The organism is Polyangiaceae bacterium (assembly GCA_015075635.1).
In the GTDB taxonomy this organism is placed as follows: Bacteria; Myxococcota_A; Polyangia; order Polyangiales; family Polyangiaceae; genus JADJKB01.
In genome coordinates, this window is the sequence record JABTUA010000003.1 from 510515 (window position 1) to 535304 (window position 24790).

The 24790-nt window shown below is 68.6% G+C and carries 25 protein-coding genes and 1 tRNA gene; 15 read left to right on the forward strand and 11 right to left on the reverse strand.

Features of this window, described 5'->3' with window-relative positions; translation table 11 throughout:
- Positions 1-195 precede the first annotated feature (195 nt).
- From HS104_32930 to HS104_32940, 3 genes are all read right to left on the reverse strand, one after another.
- The gene (locus HS104_32930; GenBank protein ID MBE7484758.1) at positions 196-1110 is read right to left on the reverse strand and encodes a hypothetical protein; all 915 of its coding nucleotides are present in this window, start codon (positions 1108-1110) and stop codon (positions 196-198) included.
- A 329-nt stretch (positions 1111-1439) separates the two neighbouring features.
- Entirely contained in the window at positions 1440-1835 is a 396-nt protein-coding gene (locus tag HS104_32935; protein MBE7484759.1) for a hypothetical protein, read from the reverse strand.
- Positions 1836-2197: 362 nt separating this feature from the next.
- A complete protein-coding gene (locus tag HS104_32940; GenBank protein MBE7484760.1) occupies positions 2198-2479 on the reverse strand; it encodes a helix-turn-helix transcriptional regulator in 282 nt (93 codons plus the stop codon).
- 41 nt (positions 2480-2520) lie between these two features.
- Between HS104_32940 and HS104_32945 the strand changes: the two genes are divergently transcribed.
- From HS104_32945 to HS104_32955, 3 genes are all read left to right on the forward strand, one after another.
- Positions 2521-3282: a hypothetical protein gene (locus HS104_32945; protein MBE7484761.1), complete on the forward strand. Its 762-nt coding sequence runs from the start codon at positions 2521-2523 to the stop codon at positions 3280-3282.
- Positions 3283-3350: 68 nt separating this feature from the next.
- Positions 3351-4295: a YihY/virulence factor BrkB family protein gene (locus HS104_32950; protein ID MBE7484762.1), complete on the forward strand. Its 945-nt coding sequence runs from the start codon at positions 3351-3353 to the stop codon at positions 4293-4295.
- Positions 4265-4918, forward strand: coding sequence for a site-specific integrase (locus HS104_32955; GenBank protein MBE7484763.1), 654 nt, complete (start codon positions 4265-4267; stop codon positions 4916-4918). The genes HS104_32950 and HS104_32955 overlap by 31 nt, the downstream gene beginning before the upstream one ends.
- A 28-nt stretch (positions 4919-4946) precedes the next feature.
- Here the strand turns inward: HS104_32955 and HS104_32960 are convergent.
- A tRNA-Ser gene (locus HS104_32960) sits at positions 4947-5034 on the reverse strand.
- Positions 5035-5132: 98 nt separating this feature from the next.
- Here HS104_32960 and HS104_32965 point away from each other — a divergent pair.
- Positions 5133-6557: an FAD-binding protein gene (locus HS104_32965; GenBank protein ID MBE7484764.1), complete on the forward strand. Its 1425-nt coding sequence runs from the start codon at positions 5133-5135 to the stop codon at positions 6555-6557.
- Here HS104_32965 and orn read toward each other — a convergent pair.
- Genes orn through yhbY form a run of 3 tightly spaced genes read right to left on the reverse strand, consistent with a single transcriptional unit; the run spans position 6554 to position 7952 of the window.
- On the reverse strand, positions 6554-7123 hold the full coding sequence (gene orn, locus HS104_32970) for an oligoribonuclease (protein MBE7484765.1): 570 nt from the start codon (positions 7121-7123) through the stop codon (positions 6554-6556). The genes HS104_32965 and orn overlap by 4 nt on opposite strands.
- A 2-nt stretch (positions 7124-7125) precedes the next feature.
- Positions 7126-7623 carry a universal stress protein gene (locus HS104_32975; protein ID MBE7484766.1) on the reverse strand — a complete coding sequence of 166 codons (498 nt, stop codon included), beginning with the start codon at positions 7621-7623 and terminating at the stop codon, positions 7126-7128.
- 11 nt (positions 7624-7634) lie between these two features.
- The gene (yhbY, locus tag HS104_32980) at positions 7635-7952 is read right to left on the reverse strand and encodes a ribosome assembly RNA-binding protein YhbY (GenBank protein MBE7484767.1); all 318 of its coding nucleotides are present in this window, start codon (positions 7950-7952) and stop codon (positions 7635-7637) included.
- 94 nt (positions 7953-8046) lie between these two features.
- On the opposite strand from yhbY, the gene HS104_32985 reads away from it, so the two are divergent.
- Entirely contained in the window at positions 8047-9219 is a 1173-nt protein-coding gene (locus HS104_32985; GenBank protein MBE7484768.1) for a teichoic acid biosynthesis protein, read from the forward strand.
- 3 nt (positions 9220-9222) lie between these two features.
- Here the strand turns inward: HS104_32985 and HS104_32990 are convergent, their stop codons facing one another.
- The gene (locus HS104_32990) at positions 9223-9621 is read right to left on the reverse strand and encodes a hypothetical protein (GenBank protein MBE7484769.1); all 399 of its coding nucleotides are present in this window, start codon (positions 9619-9621) and stop codon (positions 9223-9225) included.
- A 777-nt stretch (positions 9622-10398) separates the two neighbouring features.
- Between HS104_32990 and HS104_32995 the strand changes: the two genes are divergently transcribed.
- From HS104_32995 to HS104_33030, 8 genes are all read left to right on the forward strand, one after another.
- Positions 10399-11196: a hypothetical protein gene (locus tag HS104_32995; GenBank protein ID MBE7484770.1), complete on the forward strand. Its 798-nt coding sequence runs from the start codon at positions 10399-10401 to the stop codon at positions 11194-11196.
- Positions 11193-11549: an HNH endonuclease gene (locus HS104_33000; protein ID MBE7484771.1), complete on the forward strand. Its 357-nt coding sequence runs from the start codon at positions 11193-11195 to the stop codon at positions 11547-11549. Before HS104_32995 ends, HS104_33000 begins: the two co-directional genes overlap by 4 nt.
- A gap of 305 nt (positions 11550-11854) precedes the next feature.
- Positions 11855-12322 carry a hypothetical protein gene (locus HS104_33005; protein ID MBE7484772.1) on the forward strand — a complete coding sequence of 156 codons (468 nt, stop codon included), beginning with the start codon at positions 11855-11857 and terminating at the stop codon, positions 12320-12322.
- Between the two features lie 253 nt (positions 12323-12575).
- On the forward strand, positions 12576-13130 hold the full coding sequence (gene ruvC, locus HS104_33010) for a crossover junction endodeoxyribonuclease RuvC (GenBank protein MBE7484773.1): 555 nt from the start codon (positions 12576-12578) through the stop codon (positions 13128-13130).
- Between the two features lie 110 nt (positions 13131-13240).
- Positions 13241-15316, forward strand: coding sequence for a hypothetical protein (locus tag HS104_33015; protein ID MBE7484774.1), 2076 nt, complete (start codon positions 13241-13243; stop codon positions 15314-15316).
- Positions 15317-15533: 217 nt separating this feature from the next.
- On the forward strand, positions 15534-16220 hold the full coding sequence (locus tag HS104_33020; protein MBE7484775.1) for an outer membrane lipoprotein carrier protein LolA: 687 nt from the start codon (positions 15534-15536) through the stop codon (positions 16218-16220).
- 46 nt (positions 16221-16266) lie between these two features.
- Complete coding sequence (locus tag HS104_33025) at positions 16267-16560, forward strand: SelT/SelW/SelH family protein (GenBank protein ID MBE7484776.1); 294 nt, start codon at positions 16267-16269, stop codon at positions 16558-16560.
- A gap of 37 nt (positions 16561-16597) precedes the next feature.
- Entirely contained in the window at positions 16598-17161 is a 564-nt protein-coding gene (locus tag HS104_33030) for a methylated-DNA--[protein]-cysteine S-methyltransferase (protein ID MBE7484777.1), read from the forward strand.
- A 4-nt stretch (positions 17162-17165) separates the two neighbouring features.
- On the opposite strand, the gene HS104_33035 is transcribed toward HS104_33030, so the two are convergent.
- The gene (locus tag HS104_33035; protein ID MBE7484778.1) at positions 17166-17441 is read right to left on the reverse strand and encodes a hypothetical protein; all 276 of its coding nucleotides are present in this window, start codon (positions 17439-17441) and stop codon (positions 17166-17168) included.
- Between the two features lie 163 nt (positions 17442-17604).
- On the opposite strand from HS104_33035, the gene HS104_33040 reads away from it, so the two are divergent.
- The gene (locus HS104_33040) at positions 17605-18090 is read left to right on the forward strand and encodes a PaaI family thioesterase (protein ID MBE7484779.1); all 486 of its coding nucleotides are present in this window, start codon (positions 17605-17607) and stop codon (positions 18088-18090) included.
- Between the two features lie 99 nt (positions 18091-18189).
- On the forward strand, positions 18190-19551 hold the full coding sequence (locus tag HS104_33045) for a sulfatase-like hydrolase/transferase (protein ID MBE7484780.1): 1362 nt from the start codon (positions 18190-18192) through the stop codon (positions 19549-19551).
- 154 nt (positions 19552-19705) lie between these two features.
- On the opposite strand, the gene HS104_33050 is transcribed toward HS104_33045, so the two are convergent.
- Both HS104_33050 and HS104_33055 read right to left on the reverse strand, forming a co-directional pair.
- A complete protein-coding gene (locus HS104_33050) occupies positions 19706-21187 on the reverse strand; it encodes a hypothetical protein (GenBank protein MBE7484781.1) in 1482 nt (493 codons plus the stop codon).
- Between the two features lie 88 nt (positions 21188-21275).
- Complete coding sequence (locus HS104_33055; GenBank protein ID MBE7484782.1) at positions 21276-24731, reverse strand: hypothetical protein; 3456 nt, start codon at positions 24729-24731, stop codon at positions 21276-21278.
- Positions 24732-24790: the final 59 nt, after the last annotated feature.

Below are 24790 nucleotides of genomic sequence, written 5' to 3' on the forward strand. Positions count from 1 at the left end.
TTCAAGCGGCACGCGACCTTGCACACCAACGCCCTGAAATTTCGCCCGAAATGATTCGGATCGCTCTCTCCGCTGGTCCTCGTGAGTCGACGTGAGTCGAGTGGAGTTGGGCAGGTTTCGGGCAGCGGATGGGCAACGCGGACCTCCCGGGACGTGCCGCTCGCCGTGCCCCACCCCCGCCGGCCGAGCGAGCCCTCAAGGCGCCGTCGACGAGTAGAGCCCTCCACCGTCCACGCAGGCCGCACCGCCTCCGAGGTCGTGCGGCACGCACACCGAGATCTCCCCGTCGCAGAAAGCTCCTGCTGGGTCCGAAGCCCTGAACGCGACGTGGTACACGCGGCCATCGCCGGCTCCGTTGCGCTCTGCGCGCAGGCGTACGGCTGGTGGCGCGCTCGCCTGAATGGCTGCGTCGGGAAAGAGTGCCCCTGACCCAGGTCCTTGTGTAGGCTCATCCTGCCGCACCGATACGACCTCGACCACGACGGGATCTCCGTCCGGATCGGTCACGTCGACGACGTTCACGTCGACGAGTTTCTTGTTCGGAGGCCAGAGCGTGCCCACGTCAGCGTGAGCACTCGAGCACTGCGGTGGGCGGTTCTGGGGAACGGACGCGAGCGTCATGTCGTCCAGCTCCATTGGCGAGGCGTCTGCCGGATTCTCGACAAAAAACGCCACCGGATGCCCCTCCACCGGACTCGAAACTTCCCAGCTCACCTGGCTGTTCACCGGAGTGCACGCGAAGGTGGTCTCGGAGCCGTACTCATCAACGAAGCCACAGGTCAACGGGTGGTCGTCGCCTCGCGCGAGGAACTGCCCCGTCCACCGAACACCATTCAGGAGCGCCTGCCTGGTCATCACCATGCGTTCGCCACCGAGCAAGACCGCCGCGTAGCCGCCGAGGCCGTCACCGGCGAAGCGCATGGGGATGACTTCCGAGCCGCCGCCGATCGGTTCCAGCCCTACTCCTGCGCGCTTGACCATCGTGTCGAAGTCGTTCACCGCGTCCTCGGCCACCACCACGATCGAGTTCACTCCGAAGTCGCCCAAGAGCGAGACGATTTCCAGTGGGCCGGCGACCTGCGCCGGTGTCGGAGTGAATGAGCCCGACACCGTCCCGAAGGAGAAACCGTTTGGCGCGATGAACCGCTGCGCGGCCAATGAACGTGACGCCGCAGGTTCCGCGGAGTGGCTTCCCGTTGGAAGCCGTGAGCTGCGCGCCGGATGAGTCTCTGAACGGAACGTGCACGGCAGCGGTCGCGCGCTCCACGGCGGCCTTGGGCCCTGATGGGGCCAGGCTGACTTCGAAGTACGTGTTCTCGTGCAAGAGTTCGACCGCTGCCGCACTGGCGGCGACCTGCTCGGAATGTTCGGCGTCGGACGCACCGCAGCCACACAGGCCAAGGGCAACGAGTGCGAGCAGCGCAACCCGAGCCAATGCGTCAAAGGGGGATGACGGTGAGGAAAGTGAGACAGACATGGAACTCCCCGCTCAGCGGCAGCGCGCTGCCGTCCTTGGTGGCCGTCGCAGTGAACGAACCATCGATGGCCTGCCCCTTCGTTGGCGCGGGGGACATGGGCGTGGTGAGCTCAATGGTGACGCTCGAGAGCTGCCACTGGGTGCCGTCCCTATCGATGTAGAACGAGTCCGAATCCGCAGTCGCAAGCAGGCACGCCTTCCCCGATGCCGAGCACGCGCCTACTTCGTTAAAGATGAAGCTTGGGGTCTTCGTCCAGTTCACCGTGGTACCCAACCACGGCACGGCAGGCGTGCAGTTGCGGCTTTCAGGCCACGGAGCCTTGAGCTTCTGTGGCTCTCCGTCGCCCAGGACGTTCACCCAGTAGTCTCCCGGCTGGCACTCGCACGTTGGCGGAGGCGCGTCGGCGGACGAATCGAACGTCAGCCCCCCGCCGCTCGATGGCGCGTCGTTCGCGGCAGTCCCCCCGACTCCGCCCGCGCCTGCCGCACCACCGCTGCCGGTCGCCCCCGCATCCGGCGCCCGCGCGCTCTCCGCAGTGCAAGCCACGACGACGCCCAGGCATCCGAGTATCGAGATGCGCGCGGTGAAGCGCCCCCCAATCCGCATGCGGCAAAAGTACGCTCCGCGCACAGCGCTGCAAGCGGGCGTTCGCTGCGCTCGGGGCGGCGTGTAGGACCCCGTCCCACCTGAACGCAGAACCGATCGGTCGACAAGCGCAGCTATCCCCGCCGTCGTGTGGCGCCTGGCGGACGCCCGACTCTGATCGCTTCGATCCCAGGCGCCGCGAACAGGTCAACCACGCGCACGCCGAGGTGATCCGCCAGCCAGGCCAAGCGATGGACGGTCAGGTTCTGGCGACCGGCTTCGAGCCGCGCCACATACCGCGTGCTGACCCCCAGCCGCTCCGCAAAGGTCTCGCGCGACCACCGTCGCCGGTCGCGTAACTCAGCGAGTCGAAGACCAACGTTGCGGAGCAGATCGTCGGGGTTCTCTTTCTTCACCCGAAGGACGGGGCCCCGGTCACGCTTGCGAAACGATGAACATGTATGGTTCGCTGGTGCGCATGGGTCCCAGGACGCCGCTTCTAGGTCGATTGTGGAATCGGGGGCTCGCCTTCGTCGCCCTGTTCAGTGTCCCGGTACTCGCATGCAGCTCGACGTCGACGAACGACGGCGGCAACGCCGGGGCCAGCGGCGGCTCCGCGGGCGACGGCGGCGGTGCGGGCGGCTCAGGCGCGGGCACAGGCGGGGCGAGCGGGGTCGGCAATGCTGGCGGCGACGCCGGAGCCGGGGGCGGCTCCGCCAGCGGAGGCAGCGGTCCAGATGGAGGCAACCTTCCCGATGGAGGAGTCTGCGCTCCGGGCGCGTTGCGCTGCTCCGGCAACGTCCCACAGTCGTGCGACGCGACCGGGCAATGGCACGACGGCGGCGTGTGTCCCTACGCCTGCACGGGCGGCAACTGCACAGGCGAGTGCAGTCCGGGGACGAAGCAGTGCGACGGGAAGACACCGCGAACCTGTGATGGCACAGGCGCGTGGAAGGCTGACGCCACGTGCACGGGCGCCTTGCCGCAGTGCAGTGGCGGCGCGTGCGTAGACGCCTGCGGCGGAACCTGCACCTACGCGAACGCCTGCCCGTCCGTTGCAAACGCGACCCATCCGTACCCGTACGCCGGGCCGGGATGGATCGCCCAGTGCGTTCCCCAACCTCCCGCGTACGACACCGGCGTCTGCACCTGCAAGTGCACGCAGCCGTACACGTGCATGATCGGGGGGGTCAACTTCTGCAAATCGAATGGCTGCTGAATGAGCCGGCGCGGGACAATTGCCCGGCCCGGTCACGGCCCGGCGTTGATCACGCGGGAGAAAAACTCATGAGACGCATCATGCGCGGCGCGTTGCGGGCAGCGCGCACGCATCGCTACGTCCTTTCCGCGCAGGACGCGGTTCGATGGTGGTGGAAGCGGTCCGCGCGACAAGCCGGCGCCCTGACCTACGTGATGCTTCAGTCGATGGCGCCGCTGCTCGTGCTCGCGGTCGCGGTGGCCGGCCAGTGGTTCGCGCGCGACGCCGTGCTGGCTGCTGCACAAGCCCAGGTCGAAGTGGCGGTGGGCAGGCAAGGTGCGGCAGTGGTCAAGGAACTCATGGTCCAGGCACGCGAACCGATGGCCGGCGCGACCGCATCGCTGCTCGTCCTGGGCTGGACTGTGTCGAGCGCCAGCAGGGTGTTCGCGAGCTTGCAGGAGTCACTCGACGAAATCTTCTGCGAGCCGCTCGACGCCGCCCGCAGGCGCGGTCGCAGGCTTCGCTCCGCCTTGCGTGAGGGCGTTCTGCATTTCGCAATGGTGCCAGCGATCGGGCTTCTCTTGTGCGCCGTGCTCGCTGCGTCGCCAGTGCTCACGTTCGTCACCGCGGCCGTAGGATGGCCCATGCCGGCGTGGGCTCTTCATGCGCTCCCTGCCGCGGTGACCACCGGCGCCATCGCGGCGGTGTTCTGGGTGCTCCCCACCGCACCGAAGCGCGCTCCGTTCCTGTGGACAGGGGTGGTCGCCGCAACATTGCTCTGCTTCCTCATGAGGCACTTGTTTGATCGTTTCTTGACTCTGTTCCCGCCGGTGTCCGCGTACGGCGCAGCAAGCTCGCTGGTCGTCTTGCTGCTCTGCGTGTACTGGAGCGCACGCATGCTCTTTCTGGCCGCCGAGCTGGCAGAGTCCTCGGCGAAGTACTGCGGAGCGCCTCATAGCGTTCGCGTCGCATCACCTGCTTGCTCAGGTGAAGGCGACGACGGCTGCGCGCCCGTCCACGCCCGCAGGTCATAGGACGAACCCGGTCGCGAACGGGTCAGGGGTTCCAAGAGTTCGACTTTCTCAGCTTCGAGGAGCTGTCACGGCTCACCGAAGCGCTGAAAGGCGATCCGGAGCGCTGGGCGCTCGTGCTCTTGGGCGCAGACGCGGGCCTACGACAGGGCGAGATCATCGCCTTGGAGTGGGGCGATGTGGACTTGGTGGCGGGTGTGCTGACCGTTCGGCGCTCGTCCTGGAAAGGCCAGGTCGGCACCCCGAAGAGTGGCAGGGAACGCAAGGTTCCACTCACGGCGCGGCTCAAGGCCGCGCTCAAGGCGCATCGGCACCTGAAGTCCGAGCTGGTGTTCTGCCACGCGGATGGCAAGCCGTTCACGCAGTCCGCGATCGAGGCGGCGCTTCGCTTCGGCTGCAAACGCGCGGGGCTCCGGATCATCGGCTCGCACGTGCTTCGGCACACCTTCTGCTCGCACCTCGCCATGCGGGGCGCGGCGCCGAAGGCGATTCAGGAGCTGGTCGGCCACTCGACCCTCAGCATGACCCTTCGGTACATGCACCTGGCGCCGAGCGCGTTGCGAGAAGCGATCGGTTTGCTCGACTTTGGGCAGCCGGTGGGCAGCGCCGAGAGCACGGCGGTTTGAAGTAGCGAGAACGAGTCGGGAAACTCAGCGGAGAGGGAGGGATTCGAACCCTCGGTAGGCTTTTGACCTACGCCCGCTTAGCAAGCGGGTACCTTCGGCCACTCGGTCACCTCTCCAGGTGGCTTTTCGGCCTGCGGAAGGCCGAGAAGGTACCCACGGCGGGGGCGCCGTCAAGACGAACGCGTCGCTCGAGACAAAGCGCTATGTTTTCCCGATGGCGAGCCCCGCCCCCGAGCTGCCCGAGCCCAGCGCCGCTGCGCGCGACAAGGCGCTCCGCTTGCTGGAACGCGCGCTCGGGCCGTCCAAGCTCTTGACCGAGCGCGACGCCTGCGCCCCCTTCGCGGCGGACGAGTCGGAGGCCGAAGGCCGAGTCCCGTTCGCGGTGGTGCGCGCGGAGTCCAGCGCCGACATCCTGAGCGCGCTCCGCGTCGCGCGGGAGGCAGAGGTGCCGATCACGCCGCGCGCCGCGGGCACCGGTCGCACCGGGGGCGCCGTTCCGACCTCCGGCGGCATCGTGCTCTCGACGCTGGGCATGAGCCAGATCAAGGAGATCGACCGCCGCGAGATGCTCGCCGTCGTCGAGCCCGGTGTGGTGCTCGCCACGCTCCACGCGGCGGTGGAGCGCGAGGGGCTGTTCTACCCGCCGGATCCGAACAGCGTGGAGAGCTGCGCGCTCGGGGGCAACGTCGCCGAGAACGCCGGCGGGCCGCGCGCCTTCAAGTACGGCGTGACGCGCGAGTACGTGCTCGGGGTCGAGGCCTTCCTGATGGGTGGCCAGCGTGTCAGGCCGGGGCGCCGCACCGTCAAGGGCGTGACCGGCTACGACGTCACCGCGCTCCTGGTCGGCAGCGAAGGCACGTTGGCGGTGTTCGGGGACGTCACGCTCAGGCTGGTGCCCAAGCCGCCGAGCGTGATGACGCTGCTCGCCCTGTTCGCCGACGTGCGGGCGGCGAGCCAGGCCGTGGCCGCGATGACCGGCGCGGGGCTCGTGCCGCGCTGCATCGAGCTTCTCGACGCGCACACGCTGGCGGCGATGCGGGCGGCGGGCAATGACCTGTCCGAGCGGGCCGGCGCGCTGCTCTTGCTGGAAGTGGACGGTGAGCCGCGGGAGACCGAGGAGCAGGCGGAGCGCGTGGGGAACGCCTGCGAGGGCGCGCTGGAGGTCCTAGTGGCCCAGGACGCCGGGCAGCGCGAGAAGCTCTGGTCCGCGCGCCGCGAGATGAGCCGCGCGGTGCGCAAGCTCACGCGCTTCAAGCTGAGCGAGGACGTGGTCGTGCCGCGCCAGGCCATTCCAGAGCTTTTGGACCGCGTGGCGAAGAGCGCCGAGCAGCTGGGCGTGCGCCACCTGACCTACGGTCACGCCGGCGACGGCAACCTGCACGTCAACTTCCTGTGGAACGAACCCCACGAGAAGCCCGCGGTCGATGCGGCCATCGAGCAGCTGTTCCGCGACGTGATCGCGCTCCGCGGCACGCTCAGCGGCGAGCACGGCATCGGCGTCCTGAAGGCGCCCTACCTCTCCCTCGAGCAGTCGAGCGAGCTCATCCAGCTCCAGCGCGACATCAAGCGCGTGTTCGACCCGCAGGGGCTCTTGAACCCAGGCAAGATTTTCCCCGGGCCGGGGCACCGGGCCTGCTAGCGCAAGAGCCGCGCCCGATAGTGCGAAAGCTCCGCGATGCTGTTCCGGATGTCCACCAGCGCGTCGTGCTCGCCGTCGGTCGGCTTCTTGAACACGGCTTCTTCCCCGTACCAGAGCCGTGCCAGGACCTTGAGGCTGGAGACGTCCACCAGTCGGTAGGAGAGGTAGCCCGCGAGCGCCGGCATCCAGCGCTCCACGAAGGCCTTGTCGTTGTGCACGCTGTTGCCGCAGAGCACGGCGCCGTACGGGCACCAGCCGGTCACGCGTTCCATCAGCATCTTCTCCGCGGCCCAGAGGTCCGTCTTGGACGCTGCGAGGCGGGTGAGCAGGCCGGTCTTCTCGTGCATGGCGCGCACGAACGGCACCATCCGAGCCAGCGCCTCCGGCGGCTGCCAGACGTCGATGCAGAGCTCCTCCAGCGGTCGGAGCTCGGCGTCCGTGACGATGAGCGCGGCCTGCAAGATCGCGTCCTTCTGCGGATCGAGCCCGGTCATCTCCAGATCGAGCCAGACCAGGTTCTGAGCGCTCTGGACGCGCTCCACCTTGGCGGGACGGTCGTTCGCCATGCTCAGCTCTCCGCCGGCGGGTAGCGCTTCGGACGCACCACCAGCACGGCGCACCTCGCGTTCTTGACCACGCTCTCCGCCACCGAGCCGAGCACGAGCGCCCGGAGCCCGCGGCGCCCGTGCGTGCCCAGCACCAGGAGATCCACGTTCAGGTCGTGGGCCAGGGTCACGATCTCGTCCTCCGAGACGCCGGCTCGAACGTGGACGCTGACGCGCTCGCTCTCGATGGGCTCGCCTTCCTTCATCGCGTCCATCCGGGCCCGCTCCACGTGCGCCTGGAGGTACTGCGCGGCCCGGCCCGCGCTCATCGTTTGGAGGCCGTCTGGAGTTGCGAGCTCGATGTTCTCGCCGGCGGGGGTCGCGACGTACACGACGTGCAACGCGGCGTTGTCGCGCTCCGAGGCAAGGAGCAACGCCTGCGCCAGCGCCTGCTCTCCCGTTTCGGAGAAGTCCGTGGCCACGAGGATGTTCTTGAACGCGGTCGGCCGGTCGCCCTGCATGGTGCCCCAGTCTACTTCTTGGTGCTGGCTTTCGGCAGCACGATCTTCGGGTCCTTCTTGCGACGCCGATACACCACGAGCGTGCGCCCGATCACCTGCGCGACCTGGGCGCGCGCCGCGCTCTCGATGGGCGCCACGGCTTCGTCGGGAGCGATCGGGCACTCGCTGCCGAGGCGCACCTTGATCAGCTCGTGGGTCTCGAGCGCACGGCCGATCTCCGCCAGCACGCCCGAGGTGACGCCAGAGTTGCCGATCTGCACCACGGGCTTCAGGTCGTGGGCCAGCGTGCGGAGGTGCCGGCGTTGCTTTCCGGTGAGGGGGCTGGACACGCGCCGCCGTGTAACCCGCCCGTCGCCCCGCGGCCACACCGGTGAACATTTGCCCCGCTCGACCGCGCTTGCCAGGCGAACGAGGCTCGGGGTGATGAAGATCCTCTACGGAGTCGTGGGTGAGGGCATGGGGCACGCCACGCGGAGCCGGGTGGTGCTGGAGCACCTGCTGTCGGCGGGGCACGAGGTCAAGGTCGTGGTCTCCGGCCGCGCGCACAAGTTCCTGACGGAGCGCCTGGCCAGTCGCGCGAACCTGACGCTGGAGGAGATCCACGGCCTGAGCCTGCGCTACTTCGGCAATCGGCTCGACAAGAGCGAGAGCCTGTTCGAGAACCTGAAGAAGGCACCCAAGGGCATCAAGAAGAACGTCGAGGTCTACCGCAAGGTGGCCGAGGACGGCTTCACGCCCGAGCTGGTGATCAGCGACTTCGAGTCTTGGGCCGCGTTTTACGCGCTGAACCACTTCCTGCCGGTGATCAGCATCGACAACATGCAGGTCATCAACCGCTGCCGGCACGACAAGGCGGTGGCCAAGTCCCAGGGGCTGAACTTCCGCATCGCGAAGCTCGCGGTGAAGATGAAGATGCCCGGCGCCTACCACTACCTGGTGACCAGCTTCTTCTACCCGCCGGTGAAGAAGCGGCGCACCACGCTGGTGCCGCCGATCCTGCGCCCGGAGATCCTGGCGGCGAAGCGCGAGCCCGGCGATCACGTCCTGGTGTACCAGACGGCCGGGAGCAACGAGGCGCTGGTGCCGACGCTGAAGAAGCTCCCTTACCGCTTCCGCGTCTACGGCATGGGCCGAGACGGCAGCGACGGCAACGTGACCCTGCGTCCGTTCTCCGAGACGGGGTTCGTGGAGGATCTCCGCACGGCGCGCGCGGTCATCGCCGGCGGAGGCTTCTCGCTGATGAGCGAGGCCGTGACGCTGCACGTGCCCATGCTGAGCGTGCCCATCGAGCAGCAGTACGAGCAAGAGCTGAACGCGCGCTACCTCGCGCACCTGGGCTACGGCCAATGGGCGCCCGAGCTCGACCGGGACGTGATCTCGTCGTTCCTGGGCCGGACCGACGAGCTGTCGCACAACCTGGAGCGCTTCGAGCGCCACGACAACGCGATGCTGTTCGCCTGCGTGGACGAGCTGATCCGGCGCCGCGCCGCGGACGAGCCCGGCCCCGACCGCCTGGACGCCGAGGCGATGGGCAAGTGGGCGCCCGACGAGGTCGTCGAGCCCGAGCCGGCGCTGGCGCAGAGCTCCGAGGTCTGAGCCTCAGCTCGGCGGAACGCAGGCCTTGCTGCCCTTGCCGCCGCTGACGAAGGTGATGTTCGCCGAGCAGTTCGACTCGAAGTCCACCGGCCGGTTGTAGTTGCACTCGACCTTGTCGGCGCACACGCGGAAGCAGTAGTTCTTGCCGTCGGTGTGGGCGACGCAGAGCGAGCCCTGCGGGCAGTCCGTGTCGGCGGTGCAGTCCGCTATTCCGCAGTAGCCGCCCTTGAAGGGCAGGCACGTCTGCCCCTCGACCTTGCAGTCTTGATTGCCGGCGCAGGCGGCGCCGACTCCGAGCTTGTCCGCTTCGGTTCCCCCGCCGTCGTCGTCGTCGCCGCAAGCACCCAGGGAAAAGACCAGCGACAGTGCCAGAAACGAGCCCGCGATGAGTCGGTGCGCCATGGCTCGATTGTGGGGCGAAGGGACGCGGGCTGTCCAGGGAGTCCCGCTCGATAGTCGGGCCGGACAGAGGTTGAGAAGCGACGCGTTCTCGAAGAGTTGAGGACGGTCACGGGTACGGCGCGCGAGCAGGCGCAAATTCGCACTCGAGGTCAGGACGGGCCGGCGCTGGAGGTCGGGGCGTGGCTCTCGGGCGGCGCCGGGCGTTGGTGAAGCGCTGGCGGCGTCGGCGCAGCGGTCGAGCGCACGACGCAGAGCTCGATGACCGCGAGTGCGGCACTGCGTGCAGCTGCCTGGAGGGAGCGCCATCTGACTCGAGCTCGACGCGCAGCTTCCGGACCCACGGCGCTGCCGCTGACAAAGACCACCGAGGGCATCCCGTGCACGCCCCAGTCGCTGGGGGGCGTGCCAGCACCATTTCAGCGTACGGTGACCTGAGAGAAAGAGCATCGATTCGTCGATTTCTCTTGACGCAATTTCGAGCGACTCGCGCTCGCGTTCGACGACCACGCGGGTGATGGCCTCTCGCTCGCGCGTCGTCGCCTGCTCGCGCGCGTTCGCGTGCGCGACGACGCGCGACGCGTTCTGGTGCTCGAAACGCGCTCAGCGTGTCAGCAACGAGCTCGAAAACTCGCGTGATATGCGAGAGAGCATGAATGCTCTCTCTTCGGTCTCCGATCACGAGCTCCGCGAGCGGCTCTCGGCCGCCGTGAGCGCGGAGCGGTCGGCGTGCGCCAACGTCATCTTCCACCTGGCAGAGCTCGACCGCCGCAGGCTGTGTTGTTCCCGTTCCACGCCACACCACCGACAGCGATTCCACGACTGCGGCAGACCGGAAGCGAGTTCCTCCGGCTCGGCCGGACTGTCTATTTCGACGCCTGCTCCTCCCTCTTCGCCTACTGCACCGAGCGCCTCGGCTATTCCGAGGACAGCGCGACCAAGCGTGTGCGTGTGGCCCGCCTGGCCCAGCAGTTCCCCCAGGTGCTCGATGACCTCGCCAGCGGCGAGCTCCACCTGACGGGGCTGTTCCTGCTCTCCGGCCACCTGACGGACGACAACGCCGAGCAGCTCCTCGCCGAGGCGCGAGGGAAGTCCAAGCGACAGCTCGAGGAGCTGCTCGCCCGCTGGTTCCCGCGGCCGGCCGTGCCGCCGACCATCACCCCGGTCACGCCCGAGCCGGTACAAGGGCAGTTGTCCACATGGTCCGGGGCAGGTACCCCGGCCCCGCCGGCCCAGGCGCCTCGCCCTCGCGTCGAGCCGCTCTCGCCGGAGAGCGTTCGCGTGGAATTCAGCGCCCACGCTGCGTTCCGCGACAAGCTCGAGCAGGCCCGGGCGCTGCTCAGCCACACGGTGCCCAGCGGCGACCTCGCGACGATCCTCGAGCGCGCGCTGGACCTGCTCATCGAGCGGGAGACGAAGCGCCGCGCCGGCGCGGGCAAGCCCTGCAAGCGCCGCGAGACGAAGCCGGGCTCGCGGCACGTTCCGGTGGAAGTCCAGCGAGCGGTCAGGGGCGGGACGGCGACCAGTGCACCTTCACCGACGCCGAAGGGCGGCGGTGTTCGGCGACGCGCTTCTTGACCATCGAGCACATCGACCCGTTCGCGAAGGGCGGGCCCACGACGGTGGACAACTGCTGCTTGCTTTGCAGACCTCACAACGCCCACCGAGCGCGCCAGGTCTTCGGTCAGGACCACATCCAGAACGAGATCTCGGAGGCGCGAGCGAGGCGAAGACAGAGCACGCCACCGGCGCCACCAGCGCCGACGCCCGCGCCCGAGCGCGTCGTGTCAGAGAAGGTCCTCGGCGCTCTGGTTCGGATGGGGTTCAAGCGAGCGGACGCGCGGCGAGCCGTCGAGCAAGCGCGCCTCTGCGAGGTGGAGCCGCTGCTCGAGCCGATGCTTCGCGCGACGCTCGCCATTCTCACACCCTGAGACGGTTCGGGCACACCCCACGTCGAATGGGGTGTGCACGGATTGCCCTTGGTGGTCATCGTCAGCGGCAGCGCCGTGGGCACGCATGCGGACGAAGGAAAGGAGCTCATCTGTGCCTCGAACAGGTCGCACTCAACGCAGAGTCATCGGCATGCTCGTCAAACGCTTCGGCGACGCGCGCCTCGACGAGATCCGCGACCCGCGCGATCCGTACATTTCGTGTTCGGCGCCTCGCGCCAGGTGGCGCTGTCGCGACAAACGCCTCGCTGGGAGCGAAGTCCTCCGGCTCGGCCGGACTCTCTATTTTGGCCGCGCTGCTCGGGATGGTGGCCGGAAGCAGGAGCCTGCGCGAGGTCGAGCAGCTGACTGATGAGCTCACGCCGCCAATCCGCAATGGCGTCCGGGTCGCGAACGACAACCGCTACTTCGTCTCCAGCTTGCCACCCTCTCGTCTCACCGATGCCGAGTGGCTGCTCGTCGTACGGCGCCACTGGGGCGTCGAGACTGCCCATCAGCTTCTCGATGGCGCCTTCGCCGAGGACCATCATCCGTGGATCGAACAGAACCCGCGAGCCACGGTCGTCGTGATGGTGCTGCGGCGCATCGCATACACGCTGCTCGCGCTCTGGCGCGGGGTGACTTTGCGCAGCGACGAACAGCGTAGGCGGCCCTGGCGCGACCTGATGCGCGACATCTGGCTCTGCACAGTCAAGGCCACCGCAGAGACCCCTCGAAACTCGAGTGACCGCCGGCTCCCGCCGGCGCCCGCGTGACCCGTGCCGAGGCCTTCGCGCCGACCTGCTCTTTGACAGACTCCGCGTCGATCACCGCCCTCGGGCTCCTGCCCCCGTAGAGGCTCGATGGCACTTGCTCCTGTGCGGCCCAGTACCTCTCCACCGCCCCGTCCCCGGGTCACCACTTCCCCGCCGGTGGTGGCGACCCAGCTCGACTCGCGGAGAACCGATCGAGACTGGCTGTCCGGGGAGAGCGCTTTCCATTCGCGCCGAGGCCTGCTAGGACCACGGGGTGATTGCGCTCGGCATCGACCCGGGGACGTTGAACCTGGGCTGGGGTGTCGTCGCGCGCAACGGCAACCGGCTCGCACACGTCGCGCACGGGGTGATCCGACTGGACGGGAAGGCCTCGCTCGCCGTGCGCCTGCACCGCATCGACGGGGAGCTGGCCGAGGTCATCGCCCGCTACGCGCCGGACGTCGGCTCCGTGGAGAGTCTGTTCTTCCACAAGGACGCGCAAGCAGCGGCCAAGCTCGGACACGCCCGGGGCGTGGTGCTGCTCGCGCTCGCACGCGCGGGCGTGAAGGTCGCGGAGTACGCGCCGGCACGGGTCAAGCTCACGGTCGCCGGCGGTGGACGGGCGGACAAGCGCCAGGTCGCCATGATGGTGCGAGTCGTGCTCGGGCTACCGTCGCTCCCGCCGGGGGACGCGGCGGACGCGCTGGCGCTCGCCGTGACCCACCTGCGGGTGGGCCCGCTGGCAGAGAAGCTGACGCCCCAGGGCTCGCCGCGGCGCCGAAACGGCAAGGCCGTCCTGCGCGCGCTGGTGGCCGAGCGCCGGCGCTGACCCGGCGATTTCCGGGTTTTTTCGGCGGCGATTTGTGTACGGCGCGCCGACGGGGAAAAATGCTGCATGGTGCGTGTCGGAGGGGTGTCCCTCCGCCGGAGGTTCTCGCCATGCTCCCCAATCGGTTGGCTCTGAGGCTCTCGGCTCTCACTGGGCTCGCCCTGGCGCTGCCCCTCGCGTGCGCGTCGGGGGAAGACGTGGGCAGCGGGTCCGGCGGAGGCAGCGGCGGCGTCGCGGCCGCCGACGCCGGTGGCGCCGGGGCCAAGGACTCCGGCTCGGACTCCGCCACGGGCGGCAGCGGGGCGAAGGACGCGGGCTCGGACGCCACCGACTCCGGCAGCGACGGCGGCGGCGAGTGCACCGGCACGGCGGAGCAGAGCTGCTACTCGGGTACGCCCGGCACCGATGGCGTCGGCGAGTGCAAGAGCGGAAAGCAGAAGTGCCAGGACGGCAAGTGGGGCGCCTGCGAAGGCGAGGTGGTGCCGGCAGCGCAGGAGACCTGCGACGGCAAAGACAACGACTGCAACGGCCTCACCGACGAGGGCCTGGGACAGACGACCTGTGGCAAGGGGACCTGCCAGGTCACGGTCGAAAACTGCGTGAGCGGAGCGCCACAGACCTGCACGCCGAAGGCGGGCAACCCGACCGAGCAGTGCGACGGCACGGACGACAACTGCGACGGCACCGTGGACGAAGGCTGTAGCTGTCAGGATGGCAAGACGCAGAGCTGCTATTCGGGGCCGGCGGCCACCCAAGGCGTCGGCCTGTGTAAGCCCGGACTCCAGACCTGCGCCGGCGGCAAGTGGGGCGCGTGCCAGGGCGAGGTCGTGCCGGCGGCGCAGGAGACTTGCGACGGCCTGGACAACGACTGCGACGAGCAGGTGGACGAAGGCAACCCCGGCGGCGGCGCCAGCTGCTCCACGGGCCTGCTCGGCGTCTGCACCCTCGGCACCGAGACCTGCAAGAGCGGCAAGATCGAGTGCTCCCAGGTGACGCAGTCGAGCACCGAGATCTGCGACGGCAAGGACAACGACTGCGACGGCCAGATCGACAACGGCGGCAACCCCTGCGGAGGAGCCTGCACGCTGTCGAACACGCCGAACACGGCCTGCGACGGGCCGGACACCGACCTCTGCCAGGAAGGGCAGTGGACCTGCAGCGGCAAGAACGCCGTGGTGTGCAGCGACACCACCGGCAACAGCGTCGAGCTCTGCAACGGGGTCGACGACGACTGCGACGGCCAGACCGACGAGGGCACCAACGCTTGCGGAGGCGTGTGTACGCTCTCGGGCGTCCTGGGCGCCGGCTGCGACGGTCCGGACACGGATCAGTGCGCCGAGGGCCAGTGGGTCTGCAACGGCCTGAACGCGCTGTCCTGCACCGACAACACGGGCAACAACGTCGAGACCTGCAACGGCACCGACGACGACTGCGACGGCCAGACGGACGAGGGCAACAACGCCTGCGGCGGCGCCTGCACGCTCTCGGCCACACCCGGGTCTTCTTGCGACGGCCCGGACACGGATCTGTGCGCGGAGGGCCAGTGGGTCTGCAACGGGCTGAACGCGGTCAGCTGCAGCGACAACACGGGCAACAACGTCGAGATCTGCGACTCCATCGATCAGGACTGCGACGGGAACATCAGCGAGGGGCCGTGCAGCCTTCCGAACGCGGGCTCGACCTGCTCCAACGGCACCTGCGTCGTCACCAGCTGCAACTCCGGGTACAGCGACTGCACCTCCGCCAGCGGCTGCGAGACGCAGCACTCCGGCTCGTCGAACTCGGCCCCCGGGGAGGCCTTCGGCACCTGGGACGCGGACGCCTGCTCGGGGTTCGTGTGCGGGTGCTCCGGCTGCGTGAACGAGCCGACCCTGACCCGGACCGGCACGCGGGGGCGCTTCTTCAACATCACGGCGCGCGAGGACTCCAGCTGCAGCGCCTACATCTCGGTGCGCTTCGAGCTGACCGTGCCCTCGGGCGTGGACTACGACCTGTACGTCACCGGCGGTGGCTGCTTCGCCGACCCCGGGTTCACCGCGACCGGCGCCGGAAACCACATCATCACGGTCTGGTGCAACGACAGCGGCGGCAGCGACGACACCTTCTCGGCTACCGCCGAAGTCCGCTGGATCAGCGGGGCGTCCTGCTCGCCCTGGACCCTGAAGGTCTACCGCCGCCAGTGCTGAGCAGGCCCGGGGCTCCTGATACGGCCCGGCGCCGGCGCCCCTTCCCCGGCGAAATGCGCGAGGAAATGCCGCGGCTTGGCCTTGTGCTAAAAGCCCTCCGGCCCGCGAATCTTCCGGCTGGGTCCTCCGTCTCTTCCAGTGTCGGTGGCGGCGAAAGCCGCGAATGGAAGCCGGCGTTGTTTGTTGGAGCGATAGCGCCTCACAGGAACCGTCGAAAATGAAGCTGCAGCACGTCCTCTTCTCCCTCTCGATCAGTCTCGCCGCGCCCCTGGCGCTCCTGGCCACCGCCGATGCGCAGGCCAAGCCCGCGGCCAAGAGCGAGCCCAGCGCCAACGAGGTCGCGGAGAGCGTGCAGAAGTTCTACGACAAGACCAAGAACTTCAAGGCCGGCTTCAAGCAGCGCTACCAGGTGAAGGCCTACAACAAGCGCAAGGACAGCTCGGGCTCGGTCATCTTCGAGAAGCCCGGCAAGATGAGCTGGCGCTACACCAACAACGGCAACCGAGTCGTCTCCGACGGCAAGGTCATCAAGGTGTACGAGGCCGAGAACAAGCAGATGTACGAGCAGCCGATGGACAAGAGTCAGTACCCGGCGGCGCTCGCGTTCCTGGTCGGCGGCGGCAACCTGAAGAAGAGCTTCAAGTTGCGCAAGCTCGACGCCAAGCAGATGCAGTTCGAGGGCGGTTACGTGCTCGAGGGCGTGCCCAAGGAGGCGACGCCGGCCTACCAGAAGATCCTGCTCTACGTGGACTCCGGCACCTACCAGGTGCGACGCGTGCTGCTGCTCGACGCGCAGGGCAACCGCAACCGCTTCGACTTCGTCACCCCCACGGTGAACGAGAAGGTCCCGACGGGCGAGTTCGAGTTCAAGCCGCCCTCCGGCACGCAGGTCATCAAGCCCTGAGCGGCGATTTCGCTGCGGATCATGACCGGAGTGTAGCATCGGTCGCATGTCCCGCTCACCCCGCGTCGTCATCCTGTATTGCGCCAAGTGTCGCTTCACGCTGCGCGCGACCTGGCTGGCGCAGGAGCTGCTCTTCACCTTCGGCGAGGAGCTGGGCGAGGTCGCGCTCGTGCCCGGCAGCGGCGGCGTGTTCGAAGTGTACCTGGGCGAGGAGAAGCTCTGGGACAAGGCCCGCGAAGCGCGCTTCCCCGAGCCCAAGGAGATCAAGCAGCTGTTGCGCGACCGCATCGCGCCGGCCAAGGATCTGGGCCACAGCGATCGCGAGTCGGGCGACGATTGACGTCTCTGGAGACGCGAGCTTGAAATCCCGGCGAGCCATGGCGCAGCAGTCCTTCCGGTACGCCGTTCTGAGCTCGCCCGTCGGGCCCATCACGGTCGTCGAGGGCGATCGCGGCGTCGTCGCCGTGGATTTCGGGGAGCCCGGACCGGAGGCGCTGGCCGCCCGCCTGGCGGCGGCCTTGGGTAGCGAGGTCGTGCTGGAGAAGCGCGCCCGCCTGCGGGCGACCACCGAGCTCGCGGAGTACTTCCGCGGCCGTCGTCGCACCTTCGGCGTGTCCATCGACTACAGCCTGACCAACGGGTTTCAGCGCCGCGTGCTCGAGCGGCTGACGCGCGTTGCGTTCGGGCAGCTCACCACCTACGGCGAGCTGGCGAAGGGCGTGGGCAAGCCGGGTGCGGCTCGCGCGGTCGGCGTGGCGATGGCGAAGAACCCGCTGCCGATCCTCGTCCCTTGCCACCGGGTCGTCGCTTCGGATGGTTCCCTCGGCGGCTTCTCCGGCGGCCTGGACGTGAAGCGCCGGCTGCACCAGCACGAGGGTCTGGACGAGCTCGCCGGCGGCTGGCTCACGAAGCGCGAGCGACAGCTCGGACTCGCGCGCTAGCGGGTCACACGCCGCCGAACAAGCAGGCGTTCGTCTGATCGCACGGCTTGTCGAGGATGCACTGAGAGATCTCTGCGGCCTTGCCGTCGCACGAGCCGCTGCCTCCGACCGTGCACACCGAGCCCGGGCTGCACTGCTCGAGCTTGTTGCAGGCTTGCTCGCACACGCTGCCGCCGCCCAAGCCGCCGCTGTCGTCGTCGTCGCCGTCTCCTCCGCCACAGGCGACGGACGAAGCGGCGACGGCCAGTAGGAATGCGAGGGCGAGCTTGGATGCGGACATGACGTGTTCCTCCGGGTAGCCCGGGCCGCGCCCGGTGAAGGGCCCTTCAGCAACCGCCGTGCCTCGCTCGGCGCGCCGGGAGTCGCGGGGTTGGGCTCACGCCGCGGAGGGCTTCGCCCCGCCATGGAGGGGCTGGCCCTGCCGGGTTAGGCTGCTCGGCGAGATGTTACCTCCGCCCGTCGCTGCCGAAGAAGGCTGGTCGGCCCTCTCGCCCATCACCGCCAAGTCGGGTCGCTCCTGGGTCCACGGTCAGGAGGGCGACCAGCGCATGCGCGTGGCGTACTTCCGCCGCGAGCACGACGGCGCGCTGGTCGGCCGAGTCTGGTTCGGCCCGTGGTGCGAAGGTCCGCCCGGGCACGCCCACGGCGGCAGCATGGCGTCGGTGCTCGACGACGCCATCGGCAAGGTCGGTTGGCTGAACGGCCACCGCGTGGTCGCCGCCAAGATCGAGGTCAGCTTCCGGCGAATGCTACCGCTCGGCAGCGACGTGTTGATCGAAGCTTGGATCGATCGCGTCGAAGGTCGCAAGGTCCACACGCGCGGGCACCTGCTCGACGCCGAGGGTGCACCTTACGCCGAAGCACACGGGCTGTTCGTCGCGCTCCCGGACAAGGGCGTCGAGACGCTCGGAAAGGTGAAGTCGCGATAGCTGCGGGGGCCGAAAGCTTGACGTCAGCCCATCTTGCGGCAACCTAGCGAGCCGCTGATGGCATCGGAGCAGACCCCCCGGTCGAGACAACCCATCGTCATGGCGGCGCTGGGTCTGCTCGCGCTGGCGGCGCTGGGGCGTTGCGCCTGGCCGCGCGCGGCCCAGCAGCAGGCTGCTAGCGCACCAGTTCCAAGCGCGTCGGCCGTCGCGCGCGAAATACCGGCCGAGAACGCCGCGGCGGTCGTCGAGCCGGCCCAGGCAAAGCCGGAGCCCCAGCGGCCGTACAGCGTGCTGTTCCTGATGATCGACAGCCTGCGAGCCGATATGCCGTGGGCCGGATACCCGCGCGACATCGCGCCCTGGCTCACCAAGTTCGCCGAGCGCGCCACGCTCTACCCGCGGGGCTATTCGCTCTCGAGCTACACCGCCAAGAGCGTGGTGCCGACCTTCGTCGGCAAGTACCCGAGCGAGCTGAAGCGCGACGGGTGGTTCTTCACGCACTGGTTCGACGACAACGTCTTCTTGTCCGAGCGCGCGCAGAAGCACGGCGTCCGAACGCTGGCGGGCAACGGCCACGGCTACTTCCTGCCGAAATACGGGCTGAACCAGGGCTGGGACGACTATCAGCTGCTCGAGGGGACCGCCATCGACTTCACCGGGGTGGCGGACGTGACCAGCGACCGGCTCAACGAGCTGGCGAAGAAGATGCTGTCGGATCCGAAGAACGTGGACCCCACGGGCAAGAAGCCGTTCTTCGCGTACTTCCACTTCCTGGATCCGCACTACACCTACGTGAAGCACGCGTCGGAGCCGGACTGGGGCAACAAGCGGCGTGACCTCTACGACAACGAGGTCCACTTCACCGATCGCTGGGTGGGGGATCTGGTGGACTGGGCGCTCGAGCAGCCGTGGGGCAAGCAGCTGGCGGTGGTGATCACCGCCGACCACGGCGAGGGCTTCGGGGAGCGGAACCACTACCGTCACGCCTACGAGGTCTGGGAGGCCCTGGTCCGCGTCCCCATCTTCATCTACGTGCCCGGGGCTCCGCCGCGCCGGATAGACACGCCGCGCGGCGCCATCGACCTCGCGCCCACGATGGCCGACCTGCTCGGCTTGCCCGCCAACGACGAGTACCGAGGCGAGAGTCTGGTGCCGGAGGTCTTCGGGGCCGAGGCTCGGCCCAGGCCCGTGATCACCGAGATGCCCCGCTGCGATCTGATGGACCGGCGCAGGGCCCTGATCGACGGGGATTACAAGCTGATCGCCTTCGGCGACGACTGGCGCTTCAAGCTCTTCAACGTGCGAGAAGACTTCGCGGAGGTGCGCGACCTGTCGCAGTCGGAGCCGGAGAAACTCCAGGCGATGAAGCAGCTGTACAAGGAGCTCTCCGCGAAGATCCAGACGGTGCCCGTGGTGGGCGACGCGCCGCTCCTCGGGGCGCCGCCGAACCAGCGCTACTGACGCGCCGTCGGTCCTTACGCACTAGCCGGAAAGCGTCGCCGCTCGCTGCGACCTCCGTTCCGCATCCCGGACAGAGCAGCATGGCGCGCGATGCTAGAGTATTCGGCCCGCCGGCGCTGCGAGTGCCGCGCTGATGAGACGGAGGTCGAGCGCTTCACAAGGCCCAGGTCTCGTGCTTCTCGCCGTCGGGAGCGCGAGTGGTCGCGCCATCCCCACCGTTTCCGGGCGCGCCGAGCTCGAAGCTCGTGCTGGCGTCGTGCTCCACGCTCGCCGCACCCGCCGTTACGACTCCGATGCTCCAGCCCCCCGCACCCGCGCCGCCGTGTCCACCCTTGCCGCCTGGACCGCCATTGCCGCCCCAGCCCGCGCAGTTGAGCTGGTACGGATCCGTGGACGGCGTGCACTCCGCTGGGATCTTGTCGCAAGGCACTCCCGTGCCGCAGCCCGGCTGAAATCCGCGCCCGCCGAGGCCACCCTCTCCACCAGGAGAGCCGTTTCCGCCGTTGCCGCCGAACCCCGTGCGCAGAAGAGAGCCTGCGAGGGTCAAGTTGCCAGCGAGCACGACGACCGCGACGGAACCGCCGCCGCTCGTTGCTCCAGCGCCTGGGCCGCCTGGACAGCCCCCGCTGCCGGCTCCTCCACCGTAATTGCCGAGCGCCGCACAGTTGGCGCCTCCCGCGCCCCCCAAGCCGGGGCCGGCGTTGTCCGGAGCCGTGCCTCCGGGAGTCCATCCGACGAGCCCGCCCTCGAGCACCGGCTCCTTCGTAGCATGGGCTCCGTGCGTCCCCGCCTGTCCCCCCGCTCCGCTCGCGGCAGGAGTCTTGGCGGTGCAGCTGCCAGGCAGGGCACCCGCCGCGTTCATCTTGCCGAGCGCGGCGCCCGTTGAGTACGACGGCTGGGCCGAGCCGTTGCAAGTCAATGGGCTGCCCGCGCTTCCGGTCGCGTTGATGCCTGACTCACCGTTCGCGGCAGGCGCGCCGAGAACGACGCCTGGCGCTGCGTTGCCTGAGCGCACTTCCACGTCCACCAGCCTGAGGTGGTCCACGCTGGTACGCAGCGCGTGCGCCGTCATCACCTTTTCGTCGGCGTTCGGGCCGATGATGCTCAGACTCACCAGCGTCACTTCGGTGGCTCCGCTGAGCGCGAGCCCAAGCGGCGTCGTGGGCGCGAGTACCGAGCTCTCTCGCTTGCGAGGGCCAACGAAGGTCGAGGAGTACCCGCCGTGGACTTCGTAGCTACCGGGCGCGTCGAGCACGTCAATCGTGAGCTGCCCTTTGCCGAGGAGCACCCGCCCACCGCGCGAGCCGGCGAGCAGGATCGCGGCCTTCAGTGAGCGCAGCGGCGTCGCCGGGCTCCCCAGATTGGTGTCCGAGCCCGCGGACGGGTCGACGTAGACGTCGATGCCGACCATTCCGTCGGCGCCGTCGCAGTTCTCGTCTTCCCCGTCGGCGTCGGGCGCGTCGTTCGAGCTACACGCGGTCGAGGCTTCGGCGTCGGCGCCGCCGTCGGGGGCATTCACGCTGGCATCGCCGGCGGGGTTGGTGTTGGGCGCTGGGGAGGGGCTGCCGGCATCGGCTCCGCACCCGGCGGTGGCGAGCAGGGTGACCAAGCCGGCTAGGGCGAGGAAGGACTTCATGCTCCGCCTTCGGCACCGGCGTGTGGTCGGTTGCGTGCATTGTTGCGGCTGTCGGGCTGCTGTGGGCATCGTCGATTCCCCTTTCCGTTCAGCCACCAATGACGGATAGGCACGAGACATCGACCGAGACGGGAGCGCTGCTGCGGGGCAGCGCCTTGTGGGTGAGCTCGAGCACGATGTCATCGAGCTGGGTCAGGTCCAGATCGGCGTTGCTCGGTGCGTCGGCCGGGCCGGGAAGCACGATGCGCCACGCCGCTCGTGCCACGGACTGGCCGAAGAGCGAGGTGTTCGAAGGAGCCGAGCCCCAGGCGTTGACCCCGGCCTGCATGACAGCGAAGTTGCTCGACCCTGCCCCGTTGCCGGCCCCCAGCGACCAGTTCGTCAGCGCTTCCCCGGCGCACTCGCGCATCACGCTCCCGCCCGACAACGAGAGGTTCACCTGCGCCGCAGCGTCCCCCAAGAAGTCTCCTACGAGCTGTACTCGGACGCCGGCGACCTTGTCGCCGCACACGTCGGTGGGGAACAGCCCGTTGCCTGGCTGTAGGTTGGTCGAGAAGGTGAGCCCCACGCCGCCCTTGCCGTCCAGGTTCTGGTTCTTCAAGAGCTCCATTCGGAAGAGCTCGCCTTCGGTCAAGAGCTGACCGGTCACCTCGTCGGTCCGCGGCCCCGTAATCCCCAGCATGCGCCGGAGGCTGACCTCGGTCTGATACTGCTGCGGAGATCCGTAGGCGACTCGGTGAGCGTCGTGGATCTGCGTCAGGCAATTCGACAGCTTCTTCAGTCGGGTCGCGTCGCGCGCGGCCAGGACTGAGCCTGGCAGGGCCGACAGCGGGCGGTTGATCTCGTACTCGAGCGCTCGCCCGCTCAGATAGAGCGAACGCTGAGCGTCCGCGCGGGAGGTGAGCGCGGCCAGGGCGAACGAGTCCCGCAGCAAGCGGTAGCTCGGGTCCTTCGAGGGGCTCTGGGACACCAGCGCGAGCGACCGCGCGCGCTCCTCGTGGAGCTCTCGGGCCTGCTCCAGGGTGTTGGAGAGCCGCAACTTGGCTTGCAGCACGCCGACCACATCCTGCTGGATGTCGACCTCGAGTTGAGCCAGGTCGATGGCCTGCTTCTGGAGGTCCGCCATGCCGTTGATCAGCTCGATTTTCGCTGCGTCAGCGGTGAACTTCATGGTCTGCGCCGTCTGGAGGCGTTGTCGTGCGACCGCCAGCGCGGTCTTCTGCATCTCGAGCATGGCGTTCAGCCCCGCCAGCGCGGCCGGCGCCCCGAAGTTCAACACGCTCGCCTCGGCCGAGGTGTTGATGGCGGCCTGAGCGGCGTTGATGACGCCTTCGCTCCAGGTGATGGCCTCGAGAGCCTTGCCTTGCGCGTCGATGAACTGCAGCGTGCTCACGTGCACGGCCTGGGTCTGCGCCAACTGATCGCGCGAGATGGCCATCTTCTGCTTCGCGCCGTGGATGCGGCTCTCGGCCGACTGGAGGCGCGCCTGGGCCTGCTCGATGTCCAGCATCAGACTTCCGAGCTCGCCCGTCTTGCCTGCGCCGCAACTCTTCCAGTCCGCGGGCGTGGTGATCACGTCGGGGTCGAAGCCCGAGCCGCAGATCTGCTTGAGCGACAAGTCGAAGTTGCTGCGCACTTGGGCCAGCTCGTTCTTCAGAGACTGCTCGTTCTGTTCGTAGAGCCGCTTGTTGCCCTCGAAGGCCGCTTGGTCATCCAACGCCTGCGCAAGGGGCGTCTGTGCCATGAGCAGCATCTGCTCGAAGTTCGTGGGGGCCTTGCCCGCGTCTTCGGCGCGATAGACGAAGGGCACGAACCCGTCGGGGATGCCGAAGCGCGATGGGCCCTGCACCAAGGCGCCAAAGCCCGAGTCCACGGGACCGAGCACTCCGCTCAGTACCACGCCGACCGAGGCCGGCGGTGACGCTCCCCAGGCTTCCAGGACCTTGGCGAGCGCCGCCGCCTCGAGGAAGGTGAGCACGGCGCGCTCCTGAGCCCAGCGCACCGACGCAGCGTGGTCAGCCGCTGCTCCCGCGCTGTCCAGACGCGCCAGCTCCCCGTCCAGCTTCGAGCTGAGGAGCAAGAGCCGCGCGAGGCTTCGCGCCGCAGGGAAATCGCTGACAGTGGGCTCGGTGGCGCCGGGCTCTCCAGCGGCGTCGCCCGCGCTGGTCTTGCGCAGGAACTCCAGCAGGCCGGGTTGAAGGGCGAACTCGGCGCTCGGCGACAGCAGCTTCTGCGCCTGCAGGTAGAGCTCACGCTCCTTGGCAGCGCCCTCGGAGAACGACTTGTACAAGCCTTGCACCATCTTCTCCTGCGCGACCAGCAGGCTTGGCGCCAACGTGCGAGCCAGCTGCCGGTTGAAGGCGCGCGCGGCCGAGCTGCTCGCGGCGGAGCCCTTGGCGGAAGCGGCCACTGCACACGCCAGCGCCGGTGGCAGCGCGCAGCTCGCTGCGTCTCCTTGGAAGCCCGACAACTTGGTCGCGGCCAGGGCCGCTTCGCAGGCGACAGCCACGTCCGCCATGGGGAGCGTTCCCGACTCCTTCTTCTCGAGCTTGGCCGTAAGCGGGTCGTAATACTTCGTCTCCACCGCCTTGGCGCAACTCGCAGGCTCCGAAAGTGGCGTTGAGCAGAACACCGACGTGTTGACCGCGAAGCACGAGTCCTCGAAGCTGAACGCCTGCGTGGTCACCGGGATCGGTTCGACCGTTGGCATCGCGGGGACCTCCGCCAGTGTGAACTCGGGCGCGCCGCCGCCTCGGATCAAGTCGAAACTTGCGGCCCCGCCGAGCTCAACGGGTTCGTCGAACAGGCCGTACACCACCTCCTTGAAGGTCCCGGTGAGCCTGCCTGCACCGGTCGGCTTCAACGCGAAGGTGACCCGACGGCCGATGTCGCGCCCGAACCGGTTGCGCTCGCCGCCGAAGCCCTTCTCGACACGTTGCGCGAGCGTCAGTGAGATGGTCTTCCCGTCGAAGTCTCCGTGCCCCGTCGTGTCGCCCGCGGCCGTGGCCGGGAACAGGAGAGAGCTCTTGCCGTCGATGCGCGCCGACACGTTCCCGGCCTTCTCCGACACGTCCAACGACAGGCGCGCGGCGCCGAGCGCGAGGGCGTTGTCGTCGTAGTGCATTGAGCCCTGATAGCGGCCCGTGACACCCACGTGGACGGGTGCGTTCACGACCACCTCGCCCAGCGTGGTGAGGATGCGAATCGTGCCGGGTTGGTCCAGCGCTGCAGCCAGCTCCGGGTGCACATCGAGCGACAGCGTGGTCTTGCCGACGAACTCCCCGCGCGGCTCGCCGATGGTCAGGTGAGGGGCTGCCAGCACCACGCGATAACGAACCGTCTCGGTCGAGCTCGTCGTCATCTCGATCGAGAGCTTGTCGTCGCCTTCGGTGAGCAAGATCGCCGACGGATTGGTGGTGATGCTGCCTGCGTAGCTGGTCGTCGGCTCGGGGTCGGCATCGGGTTCGGACCGCGCCAGGCACCGAGCTCGTGGCGAGCACGTCAGCCCTCCGCTGCACGACACCTGCGCATTGCACTCCTGCACGCACTCCCCCAGATCGCAGTGCGAACCAGTCGGGCAGTCTGCGCTGATGAGGCAAGCTG

Excerpts from the sequence above, each read along its gene's own strand:
- HS104_32945 (MBE7484761.1), top strand. The coding sequence starts at position 2,521 with ATGTATGGTTCGCTGGTGCGCATGGGTCCCAGGACGCCGCTTCTAGGT.
- HS104_32950 (MBE7484762.1), top strand. The coding sequence starts at position 3,351 with ATGAGACGCATCATGCGCGGCGCGTTGCGGGCAGCGCGCACGCATCGC.
- HS104_32965 (MBE7484764.1), top strand. The coding sequence starts at position 5,133 with ATGGCGAGCCCCGCCCCCGAGCTGCCCGAGCCCAGCGCCGCTGCGCGC.
- orn (MBE7484765.1), bottom strand. The coding sequence starts at position 7,123 with ATGGCGAACGACCGTCCCGCCAAGGTGGAGCGCGTCCAGAGCGCTCAG.
- HS104_32975 (MBE7484766.1), bottom strand. The coding sequence starts at position 7,623 with ATGCAGGGCGACCGGCCGACCGCGTTCAAGAACATCCTCGTGGCCACG.
- HS104_32985 (MBE7484768.1), top strand. The coding sequence starts at position 8,047 with ATGAAGATCCTCTACGGAGTCGTGGGTGAGGGCATGGGGCACGCCACG.
- HS104_32990 (MBE7484769.1), bottom strand. The coding sequence starts at position 9,621 with ATGGCGCACCGACTCATCGCGGGCTCGTTTCTGGCACTGTCGCTGGTC.
- HS104_33015 (MBE7484774.1), top strand. The coding sequence starts at position 13,241 with ATGCTCCCCAATCGGTTGGCTCTGAGGCTCTCGGCTCTCACTGGGCTC.
- HS104_33020 (MBE7484775.1), top strand. The coding sequence starts at position 15,534 with ATGAAGCTGCAGCACGTCCTCTTCTCCCTCTCGATCAGTCTCGCCGCG.
- HS104_33025 (MBE7484776.1), top strand. The coding sequence starts at position 16,267 with ATGTCCCGCTCACCCCGCGTCGTCATCCTGTATTGCGCCAAGTGTCGC.
- HS104_33030 (MBE7484777.1), top strand. The coding sequence starts at position 16,598 with ATGGCGCAGCAGTCCTTCCGGTACGCCGTTCTGAGCTCGCCCGTCGGG.
- HS104_33035 (MBE7484778.1), bottom strand. The coding sequence starts at position 17,441 with ATGTCCGCATCCAAGCTCGCCCTCGCATTCCTACTGGCCGTCGCCGCT.
- HS104_33040 (MBE7484779.1), top strand. The coding sequence starts at position 17,605 with ATGTTACCTCCGCCCGTCGCTGCCGAAGAAGGCTGGTCGGCCCTCTCG.
- HS104_33045 (MBE7484780.1), top strand. The coding sequence starts at position 18,190 with ATGGCGGCGCTGGGTCTGCTCGCGCTGGCGGCGCTGGGGCGTTGCGCC.
- HS104_33050 (MBE7484781.1), bottom strand. The coding sequence starts at position 21,187 with ATGAAGTCCTTCCTCGCCCTAGCCGGCTTGGTCACCCTGCTCGCCACC.